15 protein-coding genes are annotated in these 16,645 nt (G+C 33.2%); 10 read left to right on the top strand and 5 right to left on the bottom strand.

Annotated features, from left to right (window positions below; translation table 11 throughout):
* The first annotated feature begins 6 nt into the window (after window positions 1-6).
* The 10 genes from ACKJXD_RS01195 (at window position 7) to ACKJXD_RS01150 (ending at window position 10,571) form a co-directional block, all read left to right on the top strand.
* Entirely contained in the window at window positions 7-1,419 is a 1,413-nt protein-coding gene (locus tag ACKJXD_RS01195; RefSeq protein WP_430875301.1) for a hypothetical protein, read from the top strand.
* A gap of 10 nt (window positions 1,420-1,429) precedes the next feature.
* Window positions 1,430-2,857 carry a hypothetical protein gene (locus ACKJXD_RS01190; protein WP_430875300.1) on the top strand — a complete coding sequence of 476 codons (1,428 nt, stop codon included), beginning with the start codon at window positions 1,430-1,432 and terminating at the stop codon, window positions 2,855-2,857.
* Between the two features lie 126 nt (window positions 2,858-2,983).
* Window positions 2,984-4,138, top strand: coding sequence for a hypothetical protein (locus ACKJXD_RS01185; protein WP_430875299.1), 1,155 nt, complete (start codon window positions 2,984-2,986; stop codon window positions 4,136-4,138).
* A gap of 30 nt (window positions 4,139-4,168) precedes the next feature.
* Window positions 4,169-5,230, top strand: a complete 1,062-nt coding sequence (locus tag ACKJXD_RS01180) for a hypothetical protein (RefSeq protein ID WP_430875298.1) — start codon at window positions 4,169-4,171, stop codon at window positions 5,228-5,230.
* Window positions 5,231-5,309: 79 nt separating this feature from the next.
* On the top strand, window positions 5,310-5,531 hold the full coding sequence (locus tag ACKJXD_RS01175; RefSeq protein WP_430875297.1) for a hypothetical protein: 222 nt from the start codon (window positions 5,310-5,312) through the stop codon (window positions 5,529-5,531).
* A complete protein-coding gene (locus tag ACKJXD_RS01170) occupies window positions 5,531-6,229 on the top strand; it encodes a hypothetical protein (RefSeq protein WP_430875296.1) in 699 nt (232 codons plus the stop codon). The genes ACKJXD_RS01175 and ACKJXD_RS01170 overlap by 1 nt, the downstream gene beginning before the upstream one ends.
* Window positions 6,230-6,319: 90 nt before the next feature.
* Window positions 6,320-6,526, top strand: a complete 207-nt coding sequence (locus ACKJXD_RS01165; RefSeq protein WP_430875295.1) for a hypothetical protein — start codon at window positions 6,320-6,322, stop codon at window positions 6,524-6,526.
* Between the two features lie 5 nt (window positions 6,527-6,531).
* A complete protein-coding gene (locus ACKJXD_RS01160) occupies window positions 6,532-7,503 on the top strand; it encodes a hypothetical protein (RefSeq protein ID WP_430875294.1) in 972 nt (323 codons plus the stop codon).
* Between the two features lie 1,110 nt (window positions 7,504-8,613).
* Window positions 8,614-8,808, top strand: coding sequence for a hypothetical protein (locus tag ACKJXD_RS01155; protein WP_430875293.1), 195 nt, complete (start codon window positions 8,614-8,616; stop codon window positions 8,806-8,808).
* Between the two features lie 842 nt (window positions 8,809-9,650).
* On the top strand, window positions 9,651-10,571 hold the full coding sequence (locus tag ACKJXD_RS01150) for an L-lactate dehydrogenase (RefSeq protein ID WP_220215396.1): 921 nt from the start codon (window positions 9,651-9,653) through the stop codon (window positions 10,569-10,571).
* A 130-nt stretch (window positions 10,572-10,701) separates the two neighbouring features.
* Here ACKJXD_RS01150 and ACKJXD_RS01145 read toward each other — a convergent pair whose 3' ends face one another.
* The 5 genes from ACKJXD_RS01145 to ilvM all read right to left on the bottom strand — a co-directional run bounded on the left by ACKJXD_RS01145 (window position 10,702) and on the right by ilvM (window position 16,642).
* The gene (locus ACKJXD_RS01145; protein ID WP_430875292.1) at window positions 10,702-11,682 is read right to left on the bottom strand and encodes a Gfo/Idh/MocA family protein; all 981 of its coding nucleotides are present in this window, start codon (window positions 11,680-11,682) and stop codon (window positions 10,702-10,704) included.
* Between the two features lie 100 nt (window positions 11,683-11,782).
* Complete coding sequence (gene ilvA / locus ACKJXD_RS01140; RefSeq protein WP_430875291.1) at window positions 11,783-13,321, bottom strand: threonine ammonia-lyase, biosynthetic; 1,539 nt, start codon at window positions 13,319-13,321, stop codon at window positions 11,783-11,785.
* 2 nt (window positions 13,322-13,323) lie between these two features.
* The gene (gene ilvD, locus ACKJXD_RS01135; RefSeq protein WP_430875290.1) at window positions 13,324-15,174 is read right to left on the bottom strand and encodes a dihydroxy-acid dehydratase; all 1,851 of its coding nucleotides are present in this window, start codon (window positions 15,172-15,174) and stop codon (window positions 13,324-13,326) included.
* Between the two features lie 137 nt (window positions 15,175-15,311).
* Entirely contained in the window at window positions 15,312-16,241 is a 930-nt protein-coding gene (locus tag ACKJXD_RS01130) for a branched-chain amino acid transaminase (RefSeq protein ID WP_267379341.1), read from the bottom strand.
* A gap of 167 nt (window positions 16,242-16,408) precedes the next feature.
* Window positions 16,409-16,642: an acetolactate synthase 2 small subunit gene (gene ilvM, locus ACKJXD_RS01125; RefSeq protein WP_430875289.1), complete on the bottom strand. Its 234-nt coding sequence runs from the start codon at window positions 16,640-16,642 to the stop codon at window positions 16,409-16,411.
* Between the last annotated feature and the right edge of the window lie 3 nt (window positions 16,643-16,645).

Below are 16,645 nucleotides of genomic sequence, written 5' to 3'. Positions count from 1 at the left end.
AACAATATGCAACAAAGTAATTACTATTTTGTATTATTTTCTCTATTATTAAATTTAATCGTATCATCAGCGATAGCTGATGAAAAAAAAGCGCCAGATAATTGGGGAATTATTTATGGTATTAGCAATACATTGGTAGATGAAACAACGGTTGATTTTGATATAAAATTACATGGTAATAAATTTTATTTCAATAATCAGTCGTTTTTGATTAAACGTAATACGATGCCTGCAGAAGATTTTTTTAAAAGTAATAATATTGAACAAGCATATATTGATTTAAAAGAGCAGCAAGAGTTTCTAGAGCATAGTTATAAAATTAAATTAAAAGATAATATTACTTATCTTCAATTTGATAAAAATATTGATAATAGTCTATTAAAACAGTATGTAACACAAAATCGGCAGGCATTACTATTGGATGATATGCTGCTTCTGTTTGGAAAAGATGGTGAACCAGTATTTTATTCAAAACCTTATTTTGAAAAAGAATTTATTAAACAAGTTCCTGAGTTACCCACAATCAATGTTCCGTTTAATGCAGATGATGCTTTTATGCTATATCAAGACGACGTATTAAAAAAGTTATCCATTCATTTTAAAAATTTTTTAGATCTTCCTTGGGCTGCAATAGATATATTCGGAGCAAAATATCCTTCTATTTCACCGATTATAAATCCAATATTTATTGATGTAAGTTGGGATAGTGGTGATGTTGATTCATATTTATATCTGTTTTCTAATGATTATAAGGTTCTAGATAAATTATTGTTATTTGGTTATCGGACTACAAGTCGAGGCGGTCCAGGCGGTAGCGGTTACACGGTTGGTTATCATTATTTTACTATTGATAAAAACTATTTTATTGAGCGTCGCCAACGTTTTGAAGATGAAACAGTAGAAGTACAACAGTTTCAAGTGACAAAAGAAGGGAAGTTTCAAGAATTACCTATCACGTCAAATTGCTACAGTGAATTAGCGGTTAAAGATAACAAAACACATTCAACAAAAAGCCTTTTACTAACTAGTCAACAAGCAAATAATTATATGCGATTTAAGAAAATTACATTCGATGAACTTGATGATGTCACACTAACCTTAAATCCTGCTGATAAAAAGCTTTGTGTAAATTATCAACAAGCCTATTCATTTACCTTTGGTAAAGCGAAGTCAAAACAGTTATTTGGTGATGAAAAACTTTATCAACAGCAAGTCGAAAATTTTAAAGAATTTAATATAGATATTAGTGACGAGTTGGAATATATCACATTTGACAATATCGACAAATCACCATTAGCTAAATTTCTACTAAATGGAAATAAAGCGATTTATATGAACGAAATGCTATTTATTGCGGGTGAAGATTATTTTGCAGCCTACAGACAGCCTACTGAAAGTGAATTAACCTATCAAGAATAAGGTTAACAATATGCAACAAAGTAATTACTATTTTGTATTATTTTCTCTATTATTAAATTTAATCGTATCATCAGCGATAGCTGATGAAAAAAAAGCGCCAGATAATTGGGGAATTATTTATGGTATTAGCAATACATTGGTAGATGAAACAACGGTTGATTTTGATATAAAATTACATGGTAATAAATTTTATTTCAATAATCAGTCGTTTTTAATTAAACATAATACGATACCTGCAGAAGATTTTTTTAAAAGTAATAATATTGAACAAGCATATATTGATTTAAAAAAGCAGCAAACATTATTAGAGCATAGTTATAATATTAAATTAAATGATAATATTACTTATCTTCAATTTGATAAAAATATTGATAATAGCCTATTAAAACAGTATGTAACACAAAATCGGCAGGCCTTATTATTGGATGATATGCTGGTTTTGTTTGGAAAAGATGGTAAGCCGGTATTTTATTCAAAACCTTATTTTGAAAAAGAATTTATTAAACAAATCCCTGAGTTACCCACAATCAATGTTCCATTTAATGCAGATGATGCTTTTGTGCTATATCGAGACGATGTATTAAAACCATTATCCATTCATTTTAAAAATTTTTTAGATCTTCCTTGGTTTGCAACAGATATATTCGGAGCAAAGTATCCTTCTATTTCACCGATTATAAATCCAATATTTATTGATGTAAGTTGGGATAGTGGTGATGTTGATTCATATTTATATCTGTTTTCTAATGATTATAAGGTTCTAGATAAACTGGTGTTATTTGGTTATCGGACTACAACTCGCGGCGGTCCTGGCGGTAGCGGTTACATGGTTGGTTATCATTATTTTACCATTGACAAAAACTATTTTATTGAGCGTCGCCAACGTTTTGAAGATGAAACAGTAGAAGTACAACATTTTCAAGTGACAAAAGAAGGGAAGTTTCAAGAGTTACCTGTCACGTCAAATTGCTACAGTGAATTAGCGGTTAAAGATAACAAAACACATTCAACAAAAAGCCTTTTATTAACCGATAAACAAGCAAATAATTATATGCGCTTTGAAAGCAAGAGAATCGATGAACTTTATGATATCTCACTAACCTTAAATCCTGCTGATAAAAAGCTTTGTGTTAATTATCAACAAGCCTATTCATTTACCTTTGGTAAAGCGAAGTCAAAACAGTTATTTGGTAATGAAAAACTTTATCAACAGCAAGTCGAGAATTTTAAAAAATTTAATATAGATATTAGTAACGAGTTGGAATATATCACATTTGACAATATCGACAAATCACCATTAGCTAAATTTCTACTAAATGGAAATAAAGCAATTTATATGAAAGATACTTTATTTTTTGTGGGTGAAAATTATTTCGCAGCTTACAGACAGCCTACTGAAAGTGAATTAACCTATCAAGAAATGGTGGATGATGATTAAAGTAATAAATATTTACCTATTAAAAGGTAAAAACAAGTCAAAAAGAGTTAATTAAACAATAAAAGAAGATGCGATTAATTAAGTGCTAAGCTAAATAAAATGCGGAAGAAAGGTAATATAAATGGAATGAGCGAAGAAAATTTTGAAGAAAAAAGACGACAGCAAAAAATTTTCATAACAAAAGAATTGGATAAACTATGTATAGCCAAAGAAAACGAGCTTGTTAAAACAAACTGGCAAGTAGAAAAAGAACAACGCATAAAACCCTCGTTATGGTGGAAAGACGTAGCCGACAAACAAGCCTATCAAACTGCAAATACAAACAACAATGCACCGACACTAACTAATCTATCAAAAGACGGCAAAGCCTGGTTTATTCACCCCGTGGCAATGGTGGATTATTTTTCGGGATTAGGCATTGTGACATATCATATCTATCAAGATGGAAAAATCGAAAAGCATATACCTGAAAACATACTCCCCGGTTTTGAACGAAAATATAAATATGTCTATCATGATAAAGATGATAATAAACATGAAATTTGTATTTGTGAATGGCATACCATTAATAAGAAAAAGTTTACAAAACATCCTACAGGAACATTTAAATATCCAGATCATGGAATTGTGAAGGAAACTAAAACTAACGTTAGCGATGGGTATATTGTGGCTAGAGCGAAATACACAAATGGTGATATTCATGAATGGATAAAAAAAGAAGCAGGTGTAAGTATTTATGAAAGACTAACTATGACTAATGGGAATATTGCTGAATATGGATATCATGAAACTGCAAAAAAAGCAGTATGGAAACTATATAAAAAACTGGAGGAAGAAGCCCAAATGGTTCGAATGCCGGATAGCCTTAACTATGAAAGTAGTGGTGTAATTATAAAATATGAACTTAAAGAAACTTTTCGAAAATATATAAATTCAGACTTACTGGCAGGTTTTATAGGCGCTCTGGCAGAGATTAAAGAAAATATTATTGTAACGGGTAGTGCCTATGAACAAGGCTCTTGTTTTCCTAGTTCTTTACACGTAAATGGTGAGAGTATTGACACAAAATACATTAAAAAAGTTAAAAATTTAACTGATTGGGAAAAAGATAAAGAATTTGTTAACGCTTTGGCTAAATTCCATTTTGGAACGTTTCGAGTAGGAAAAGAAATCTATAACTTATTTAAAGATATATCAGGAGCAGTAAATGGAAAAAAATTACATAATAGCCATTTGCATACAGAAAATTTTGATTTTAATACCATTAAAATAATTGAATAGTCGACGATTTAAATGAGAAGGATAAAGGGAATGAAAAAAAATTTTTTAACACTGATTTTATTGTTTATTTTTTCTATAGGAATTGTTCATTCAAATGAATCACCGGATATTTGGGATTATTATAAAGTTTCAAAAAATTCTGTTTTTGGTAATGAATCAGATTATGACAGAGAGATCTTAACGCAAAAGTATCCGCGAATTAAGCTCATATTAATTGATGGAAATATTATAGTTGATACAATTTGTCTTATCCACTATGAAACATCAACAAATCTTACTACACCTTTATCTTTTTGGAAAACTCCAGAAAAAGTAGAAAAATATAAAAAAATTTTTTCAGAAGAAGGGATCCTTTTAAGAGATCAATTTGAGGCAATAAACTTTCCTAATAATGATGACGATAATTTATGCTTGAAAGCGGGTTTAACTGATTTAATAAAAATCGATAATTATTTTGTTTTTCTAACTAAGTCAGATCACTTAATAATATTTTCGAAGCAATTGAAAAAAAATAATGAATCGCCCATAACTTATCGAGGATTTAATTATAAGATACCAAATCGGGAATTTAGTTGGTTTGGTCATCCCATGTTGACAAATAAAAAAATTGTAGAGGATATGAATAAGAAGTGTGATTTTCCCGCTGATGGATCTTATTCTGATTCTTACTTTGCCAATGAGTGCGATTTAAACGAATTAGACGATTATTTTGTTGAAGTTAGTGACACTTTATTTAATAAAAAGAAAGAGATATATCAAAAAGGAGAATATCGATACAATTTAACTAAAAAGCAGCATGGAGAGTTTGATTTCGAAATTTTTTTGAATATTGAAAAAAATAATAAATTAATAGATAAATTATCAATTTTTAAAGAAAAAATTTCAGAATCAGCTGCTTTTGTACAGTATTACTATATTGATAAAAATTTTAAGAATGTTTGGTTATTAAATTATGCTGGTGATCACGAAACACAATATATTGAAAAATGGAGACATTATAAAATAGATAATAGTGGGCACTTCAAGTTATTGGAATCGATTTCATGTAAATATCGTGATAGACAAAGAGTTGTAAAATGTCAAAAAGATTAAGAATGTCATCGATAAAGTTCTGCTAACTCAGAAGAAAATTTAAGGTTTGTGAACTATCGGCTAAAGTTGTGTAGATTAAATGGCTAAACTCGATTTAGAAGATTACAGCACGGCAATGAAAAAATTTCATTTTACAGAAATCTTAGTTGGTAACCCTAATATAACAGATGATGGATATGTTTCTTATATTCCTTACTATAAAAAATTAATCACTCTTGGCGGACAAGATGGTAAAGATACACATAATCATCATTTGCACTTTGAAAACTTTCAATACGAAATAGCTGAGGTCTATCTATAATGCAGATAAAATCTTTATTTTATGGTTTATTATTTTTACTTATATTAGCATGTTCGCATTCGTTGAACGCTTTAACTCATACTAATTTATTACCTGTGGGAACACCTCAAATTATAAATAAGAAACTAGTTAAGGATATTAACGATAATTGTTGGATTGAAGATTTTTTTTCTTATGCAAAGAATGGCTGGAAAGAATATGATAAAAGATGCAAATTATCGACCTTTTCTTCAACCGAGAATACTAATAATATATTTGAAGAACTACAAAAAAATAAAATTGTCTATTTATATCAATCCAAGCAATTTAATATTTATTTAAAAAAAACGACCGATACAAAAAAATGCCTTGTTGAAGAAAAACAGCTTGAAGGTGAATGTACAATTTCACCCTATCAGTATATTATTACGATGTTTATCGAATCATCGGGCAAAATAATAAATCAACTTATTGTTTATTCTAATGAAGATCATGGAGGTGATATGATTCAAGTGACATTAGATTTTTACATTGATAAACAATTAAATGTTTGGCTACTTCAACATCTGTTAGTAGAAGAAGGCGCATCTGCAACTTTGTGGCAGCATTACAAAATTAATAACAAAGGAAAGTTTAATTTGCTGGATGAAATAAAATGTCAGTTCGAAAATGGCGGTCTTAAATTGGTTTGTAAAAATAAAAACTTTAAAAATAAATAGTCTGCTTGCTTTAATTGAGTAAAGTGCTATATCAATTTAGTAATTTGAGAATTTTCAATATGAAATAATAGGGGTAGGAGTGTTTCTATAATGCAGATAAAATCTTTATTTTATGGTTTATTATTTTTACCTATTTTAGCTTGTTCACATTCATTAAACGCTTTAACTCATACTAATTTATTACCTGTGGGAACGCCTCAAATTATAAATAAGAAGCTGGTTAAGGATATTAACGATAATTGTTGGATTGAAGATTATTTTTCTGATAAAGCTAGGGAAGATTATCATAAAGGATAAAGGGAATGAAAAAAAATTTTTTAATACTGATTTTATTGTTTATTTTTTCTATAGGAATTGTTCATTCAAATGAATCACCGGATATTTGGGATTATTATAAAGTTTCAAAAAATTCTGTTTTTGGTAATGAATCAGATTATGACAGAGAGATCTTAACGCAAAAGTATCCGCGAATTAAGCTCATATTAATTGATGGAAATATTATAGTTGATACAATTTGTCTTATCCACTATGAAACATCAACAAATCTTACTACACCTTTATCTTATTGGAAAACTCCAGAAAAAGTAGAAAAATATAAAAAAATTTTCTCAGAAGAAGGGATCCTTTTAGGAGATCAATTTGAGGCAATAAACTTTCCTAATAATGATGACGATAATTTATGCTTGAAAGCGGGTCTAACTGATTTAATAAAGATCGATAATTATTTTGTTTTTCTAACTAAGTCAGATCACTTAATAATATTTTCGAAGCAATTGAAAAAAAATAATGAATCGCCCATAACTTATCGAGGATTTAATTATAAGATACCAAATCGGGAATTTAGTTGGTTTGGTCATCCCATGTTGACAAATAAAAAAATTGTAGAGGATATGAATAAGAAGTGTGATTTTCCCGCTGATGGATCTTATTCTGATTCTTATTTTTACAATGAGTGCGATTTAAACGAATTAGGTCAATATTTTGGTGAAGTTAGTGACACTTTATTTAACAAAAATAAAGAGATATATCAAAAAGGAGAATATCGATACAATTTAACTAAAAAGCAGCATGGAGAGTATGATTTCGAAATATTTTTGAATATTGAAAAAAATAATAAATTAATAGATAAATTATCAATTTTTAAAGAAAAAATTTCAGAATCAGCTGCTTTTGTAAAGTATTACTATATTGATAAAAATTTTAAGAATGTTTGGTTATTAAATTATGTTGGTGATCACGAAACACGAGATATTGAAAATATGGAGACATTATAAAATAGATAATAGTGGGCACTTCAAGTTATTGGAATCGATTTCATGTAAATATCGTGATAGACAAAGAGTTGTAAAATGTCAAAAAGATTAAGAATGTCATCGATAAAGTTCTGCTACCTCAGAAGAAAATTTAAGGTTTGTGAACTATCGGCTAAAGTTGTGTAGATTAAATGGCTAAACTCGATTTAGAAGATTACAGCTCGGCAATGAAAGAGTTACATCAAATTTTGCATTCGATAAAGTAGACGAAGAGCTTGAAAATATTAAAAGAGTCTGGCAAATTGAAAAAAAGAAACGAATAAAACCCTCGTTATGGTGGAAAGACGTAGCCGACAAACAAGCCTCACAATCAACCAATACTAACAATGATGCACCGACACTAACTAATCTCTCAAAAGACGGCAAAGCCTGGTTTATTCACCCCGTGGCAATGGTGGATTATTTTTCGGGAGCGGGAATTGTAACTTATCATATCTATCAAGATGGAAAAAATCGAAAAGCATATACCTGAAAACATACTCCCCGGTTTTGAACGAAAATATAAATTTGTCTTTCATAATAATGAGCATGAAATTTGTATTTGTGAATGGCATACCATTAATAAAGTGTTCCCTATACACATATGGATAAAACGGACAGTCTCGCGCCAATGCGGATGATGATATAGTGTTTCTTATATGCATAGGAAAAAATGAAACAATAGAGCGAAAAATAAGCAAAGATGAGGTGTTCCTTGTAAATAGGGATAACCATTTTTAAAAGATCTAATAATAAATGGTTTTATCAAATTCCCAACTAATTTTTTTATCGTATTTTCTTATGGTTAAGTTAATCATTATACCATTTAACCTAAATTCTAAATAAGCAAGTGGAAAAAAGCTAGATCACTATTTAGTAATTCGACAAATCTATTACCAATTGAAATATTGAGTTATTATCGAATATTGCTCCGTGCACATGAAAAATTTCTAAAGTGTTTACTGCTAAAAAAACAATAAAAATCTGTTGAATTTTATATCAATCTCTTTTTATTTAATTAATAATAGGTTATGATTAGCGCAATTCTTTTATATAGGCATAAAAACTTATTAAAATTAATGGAGTATAAAAATGAAAATAATCAAAAAATTTATTATGGGTTCATTATCGCTATTTTTTAGTAATTTTGTATTTGCACAAGATTTATTGATTGAAGCTAAAAATGTTCCAGAAAGCACATTATTTAATATATTTTTTAACAATCCTATTGGATTTATTTTATTTTTCGGTTTTGTATGGTTTTTTGGCAAACACTTTTCAAGATAACTAATAAAAAACCTTTAAGAAAGTTTCACTAATTTGATTGAATAGTCAGTCTGTAGTCAATTTAATTGAGAATGTTGCTCCTGTCTGAGGGTAAATGATAATTTTTCCAGCTGGCTTTCAATTTGCAATTTTAATAGCATGTTAATAAACAAAATCTGAACATGCGCTAATCACAAACCCGTCTTATCTTCTTATTATAACATTCTCTGAATTGTTTCTTTTATTCAAAAAATTCTGATTATAGATTCAATCATCTGGAATATTTCTAATTTCATCATTTAAACAAGTGAAGACGAAACTTAAATAGACACTAAAGATCTTATTAATAGAACTATTTTCACCAACTCCTTTTAAATATAATGCCAGTTCTGATGGAAACAGACGTAAAATTGATAAATCAGCCTAGCTGTTCGCATATTCATCAAGGCACAATAAATGAATTAAAGTATTGCGTACAAAGTATGCTGGTGTATATCGATACACATAGCAACTGAATGATGATCAATAAAACTAATGACTTTACACAGAATTTGCAGTTATTGTAACTTGTTAGAAAAAAAGAAATATAGGATATGAAAAAGGCTTCTAAAAGGAAATTGCCAATCTCACAATTTACCGAGATGATGATATAATATATAAAAGTAACCCGTTGCTTTAACTGAAAATATTGAAACAACATTATTTATTATATACATAATAATAAATTGTTTTGACCCTATTAACATAAGAAAACGATTCCCCGTTTACACAAGAATATGCAATACTAACGCTGTGATAACAAACCCTTTCGTATCTGTATTTCTATTGATTTTATTTCATTTTTCAAATAATTGGAGTTTATTATGAAACTACGTAAAGTCATGATTATTGGAGTAGGGAATGTGGGATCCACGACGGCTTATACCTTGGTTAATCGTGGTATTTGTGAAGAAATTGTACTGGTTGATGTAAATAAAGATCGGGCTTATGGTCATGCTCAGGATTTATTAGATGCGGCTGCTTATCGGCAAAACATGATTAAAGTCAGTTTACGTGATGCCAATGATTGTGCTGATATTGATATTGCGATTATTACGGTTACTTCGGGATTAGCGCAAAAAAGCCGAGCGGAGGAGCTAGCAGGTACGTCAAAAATTGTTGCAACGATTGTGCCAGATATGATGAAAAATGGTTTTAAAGGGATTTTTTTAGTGGCGACTAACCCATGTGATGCGATTACTTACCAAGTTTGGCAATTATCAGGTTTACCTCGGCATCGGATAATTGGTACTGGGGTTTGGCTTGATACAGTAAGATTACGTCGTTTATTGGGGGAACAAATGGATATTGGTCCACAAAGTATCGATGCGTTTATTGTTGGCGAGCATGGCGATTCACAATTTCCTGTTTGGTCGCATTCATCGGTTTATGGTATTAACCTTAATCATCTCGAAAAAAATAGAATCGATTTTAATGATATTGGCAGCAAAGCGAAGAATAAAGGTTTTGAAATTGCTAAATTTAAGCATTGTACCGAATATGGTATCGCCAGTACGATTACTGAAATTTGTCAGCATATTTTTACTAACAGCCATCGTGCGTTAGCATTAAGTTGTATTTTACATGGGGAGTATGGTTATCAAGATGTGGCAATAGGTGTGCCTGCGATTTTAGATCAGCATGGTATCAAAAAAATTATTGAGTTAGATTTTTCAGATAATGAAAAGCAGTTATTTAAAAATAGTGTCGAGATTATTAAGGGTTATATTGCACATATTAAATAAGCGTGTTTGGTCGGATAGTTGTTTTATACTCAGTCAACGGATATATCACCCAGAACGCTAATTTTAGTTAGCGTTCTGCTATAAACTTTTAGCAACTTATTATTTCAGTTTATATATATTTTTTTAATGGTTAAGGTTGATCGGCAGGAAACACCACACCAGTTTGCTTTCTGATTTCAGTCAAGATTGTTGATGATAGTTTCGAATAGGCTAAACCGTTATGATCTACGTTGCGTTGTCGATATAGCTTAGCGAATTCTTCTGCTTCGTAATACATATCATTATTGTGTTGTGTAAGGGTGATTTCTTTTTTTTCACCGATTCTTGGTTGATAAATAACGCGATCACAAGTGGCAATATTTTCAATAATAAGCGATCCATTTTCGCCTTGAATTTCACTAGGAAGGTAAGAGTTACTGACTTTTGAATGCCAAATGATGACATCAAAATCGTCATAATTAAGTAAAACACTGCCATGCGCATCGACACCAGACGCAAGTTTTGTCGCACTAGCATTTATTTTATTGGGATATCCCCATAATCCTAGTCCAAAATTGAGTGGGTAAACTCCAATATCCATTATAGAACCATTTGAAAAGTTGGGATTAAACGTGTTGGGATTATTGCCATTCAAATAACTTTCGTAACGGCTGGAATATTGACAGTAGTTAAGTAGTGCTTTGCGAATTCTTCCTAACTTTGGAAGATAATCCCGAATTAATTGATAATTGGGCAAATAAACGGTTTTAAGTGCCTCAAAAATAAGTTTTTTATGTTGTTTGGCAATATTAATTAATGTTTGGGTTTCCATTAAATTCGAGGTTAATGGTTTTTCACATATTACATCTTTATTATTTTCCAACATCAATTTGGCTTGTTCAAAATGGAGTGAGTTTGGGCTGGCAATGTAAACAACGTCGACATTGGCATATTGAGCAAGCTCGGTGAGCTTATCAAATACCGTATTAACTTGGTATTTTTTTGCCAGTTCATTGGCTTTGTTGATATCACGGGAATAGATAGCGGTTAATTGATATTGTTTAGTTTGTAATGCCGCATCAATGAATTTTTCAGTGATCCAATTGGTGCCTATCGTTGCTAATTTAATCATGGTTAATCTATCTATTTTTTTAAAAGCTTAAACTATTTGATTAAGATTTAGGACTATTCACTTTAATCAATGCCCGTAAAAGTGAATAGTCTTCCTTTATTTAATTCGAATTGGTTAAAAAGAGTTTTAACGATGGATTTTCGGTTTCGTTATGGAAACCATAACCTAATTCGGTTAAGTGTTTACCAAAATCATGGCTATTGGTTTGGTCAATTTCAAATGCGGCAAGAACGCGACCATAATCAGTCCCATGGCTTCGGTAATGGAACATTGAGATATTCCAGTTGGTACCAAGTGTTTGTAAGAATTTGAGTAATGCCCCTTGCGACTCTGGGAATTCAAAGCTGTAAACTTGTTCTTGAATTGGCTGACAAGGCTTGCCACCAATCATATAGCGAACATGCAATTTAGCCATTTCATCATCAGTTAGGTCAACCACGAGATAACCGGCTGAAGTGAGTTGTTGCATGATGTCATCTTTTTCACTATTTTTAGTGATTTTAACACCTACAAATATGCATGCCGATTCTTCATCATGATAGCGATAATTAAATTCGGTGACTGAACGCCCCCCCAAGATTTGACAAAATTTTAGGAAACTGCCTTTTTTCTCTGGAATCGTCACGGCGATTAAGACTTCTCGTTTTTCACCTAATTCACAGCGTTCTGACACATAACGTAAATTATGGAAGTTTAAATTAGCTCCCGATAAGATATGAGCAAGGTTTTCACCTTGAATATTGTGTTTTTCAACGTATTTTTTTAGTCCCGCCAGTGCGACCGCACCCGATGGTTCAGCAATGGCACGAACATCATCAAATAAATCTTTGACAGCCGCACAAATTTCATCACTATCAACAGTAATAATATCATCGATATATTGTTGGCAAAGTCTGAATGTTTCATCACCGATTCGTTTAACGGCAACCCCTTCAGCAAATAAACCTACTCGATTTAAATCAACTGGGTGACCAGCATCTAAGGCTGCTTTTAAACAGGCTGCATCTTCAGGTTCAACTGCAATGACTTTAATCGATGGCATAATTTGTTTAATTAGGACTGCAATACCTGCTGCAAGTCCACCACCGCCAACGGGGACAAATATGCGATCGAGTTTGGCATTTTGTTGCAACAGTTCCATGGCAATACTGCCTTGTCCGGCAATCACCAGTGGGTGATCAAAAGGGGGAATAAAAATGCGTCGTTGTTCTTTGGCTAATTCTAAGGCTTTGGCTTTGGCTTCGTCAAAATTCGCACCAAAAAGTAAAACTTCACCCCCGAATCCTTTTACTGCTTCTACTTTGATGTCCGCTGTCGTTAACGGCATAACAATGAGCGATTTTATACCTAATTTGCTAGCTGAAAATGCCACACCTTGAGCGTGGTTTCCAGCTGAAGCAGCAATAACGCCACATTGTCGCTCTTCTGGGGAAAGGCTGGCGATCATCGCTTGTGCACCTCGAATTTTAAAACTGTGCACTAGCTGACGATCTTCACGTTTGACAAATATCTGATTGTTTAGTCTTGCAGATAGTTTATCCATTTTTTCAAGCGGTGTGACTTGCGCCACATCATATACGGCACTGCAAAGCGTTGCTTTTAAATAATCAGCACCAGTCAGTATTGTTTGTTGTTTCACTTTTAGCCACCTAGTTTACTTTTATCGCGGACTGCACCTTTATCAGCACTGGTCGCTAAACTTGCGTAAGCTTTTAGGGCAAACGACACATAGCGGTCACGATTATGAGGGGTAAATGCTTTGTCGCCACGAGTAAGCTCTGCCACCCGACGACGTTCTAGTTCATCTTCAGGCACATCTAAAACTAATTTTCGATTTGGAATGTCAATATCAATAATATCGCCATCACGTACCAGACCAATTACGCCACCGTTAGCCGCTTCTGGTGAAATATGTCCAATGGATAAGCCTGATGATCCGCCTGAAAATCTACCGTCAGTAATGAGTGCACAAGCTTTACCAAGTCCCATTGATTTTAAATAGCTGGTAGGGTAGAGCATTTCTTGCATTCCTGGCCCACCTTTTGGGCCTTCATAGATGATCACAACGACATCACCTTCAACTATTTTTCCACCTAAAATGGCATCAACTGCATCTTCTTGGCTTTCAAATACTTTTGCAGGCCCTCTAAAAACAAGATTTTCAGCGGCAACACTGGCCGTTTTTACGATAGCACCATCTTGGGCAACATTACCATAGAGTGTGGCAAGTCCGCCGTCTTGGCTATAAGCATGCGCTTTGTCACGAATACAACCATTTTCCCGATCGTCATCCAGTGTGTCCCAATAACAATCTTGTGAAAATGCTTTCGTTGTACGGATGCCAGCCGGCCCACTGCGATACATTTTTTTTACTTCTTCATCTTGGGTTTGCGTAATGTCATATTGTGCAAAGGTTTCTTGTAATGACAATCCAAGCACATTGTGAACATTGCGATTTAGTAGTCCTGCTTTGTCAAGTTCTGACATGATGGATACCACACCGCCCGCCCTGTGTACATCTTCCATGTGGTATTTTGCTGTACTTGGCGCAACTTTACACAGATGCGGTACTTGACGAGATAGTCGATCGATATCTGACATCGTAAAATCAATTTCGCCTTCTTGCGCTGTTGCAAGCAAGTGTAAAACGGTATTGGTCGAGCCTCCCATCGCAATATCGAGTGACATGGCATTTTCATAGGCTGCTTTGGTGGCGATGGATCTTGGTAGATAAGATTCATCATCATGTTCGTAATACCGTTTGGTAATTTCAACTATGCGTTTGGCCGCTTTTAAAAAGAGTTGTTCACGTTGCTTGTGAGTGGCAATAAGTGATCCATTACCGGGTAACGAAAGTCCTAAAGCTTCGGTTAAGCAGTTCATTGAATTCGCTGTAAACATGCCTGAACATGAGCCACACGTCGGACAAGCTGATTCTTCAATCGCTTTACTGTCTGCGTCACTGACATTGGGGTTGGCGCTTTGAATCATGGCATCAACAAGATCAAGTTTGATGATTTGATCTGAAAGCTTGGTTTTCCCAGCTTCCATAGGGCCTCCAGAGACAAAAACCGTTGGGATATTTAAACGGAGTGATGCCATTAACATACCGGGGGTGATTTTGTCACAGTTGGAGATGCAGATCATCGCATCAGCACAGTGCGCATTGACCATGTATTCTACAGAATCGGCAATAAGTTCACGTGAAGGTAACGAATAAAGCATACCACCATGCCCCATTGCAATACCGTCATCTACTGCAATGGTATTAAACTCTTTAGCAATACCACCTGATGCTTCAATCTGTTTAGCCACTAGTTGTCCTATGTCTTTAAGGTGGACGTGTCCCGGTACAAACTGAGTAAAAGAGTTTACGACGGCGATAATAGGTTTACCAAAATCTTCATTTTTTACGCCAGTAGCACGCCATAAAGCGCGCGCTCCTGCCATGTTTCTGCCTTCAACGGAGGTAGCTGATCGATATCTAGGCATTTGTTGCTCCCAAGTTCTTATTATACTTGCGACCGATTTAATCGGTTTATCATTTTGATGAGTCCATCATGTTTTGATGTGCATCACATTACAAAAAGTATTTATCCGCCGTATTAGTTAGCGGATTTTTTGAGATATTATTTAATAATATCTAACCAACCATATTTATCTTCTGTTTTACCGTTAAATAACCCGAAGAATGTTTGTTGGATCTGTTTAGTGATTGGGCCACAACGTCCAATACCTACTTGAATGCGGTCAACGCTTCGTACAGGTGTAATTTCGGCAGCGGTACCGGTCATAAAGACTTCGTCAGCTAAATAGAGTGATTCGCGAGATAAAATTTGTTCACGGACTTCGATACCCAAATCACGAGCAAGCGTTAATACGGCATCACGAGTAATACCAGGAAGTGCAGAGCAAGATAATACAGGAGTGAATAGTACACCGTCTTTAATGATAAATAGATTTTCACCCGCACCTTCTGAAAGATGACCATGTACATCTAAGGCAATCCCTTCTTGGAAACCATTAGCACGAGCTTCTGAGCCAATTAATAATGATGATAAGTAGTTGCCCCCAGCTTTTGCTGCTGCCGGAATGGTATTTGATGCGACACGATTCCATGAAGAAACCATCGCATCAATTCCTTGATCTAATGCATCTTCACCTAAATAGGCACCCCAAGGGAAAGCGGCAATCATGACATCAGTTTTATAACCGGCAGGGGGATTAACGCCCATACCGACATCACCAATAAAGACAAGAGGACGAATATAGGCACTTTCTAAGTTATTTTTCTTGATAGTTTGACGCGTTGCTTCCATGATTTCTTCAATCGTGTAAGGAACAGGAAAACGGTATATTTTGGCTGAATTTAGCAATCGTTGTGCGTGTTCTTTATGACGGAAAATAGCAGGGCCTTGATGAGTTTTATAACAACGAACTCCTTCAAAAACTGAAGTACCATAATGTAAAGCATGAGACATGACATGAATTTTAGCATCTGCCCATGGAACCATTTCACCATTGAACCAAATATAATCCGATTTTGCTGTAGAACTCATTTTTATTTCCTCTTAAATTTTACTTTTGTTTAGCATAGATATAGCTCGGTGCTTTCAACAATAAACGGTCAAGCATTATACTATACTATCGATTTTGTTTAACTGCTAAAGTGTATACTTTTATAAATTTAACTTATTATTTCATCATGATTTATTATTGAAAATAACTATATTTCAATCGATATCACGTCTACCAATTTGTCGATCTGATTAAGTAGTGCTGAAATAGGGCGCTTTGTTGTTAATGCTAAAGATAATGATAGAATCTGATCATCTTTAGTTTGCATTTGCATCTGTTTAATGTGACCACCTCGGTGGCGTATAACCCGTAAGATACGCTCAAGTGTTCCTAATTTATCATAAGCGGTGATAGTAAATTGATGCTGATCTTTATTATTCATCCT

The sequence above is a fragment of the Gilliamella sp. G0441 genome (assembly GCF_050589305.1).
GTDB lineage: Bacteria > Pseudomonadota > Gammaproteobacteria > Enterobacterales > Orbaceae > Gilliamella.
This window is presented reverse-complemented; position numbering and strand designations above follow the sequence as displayed.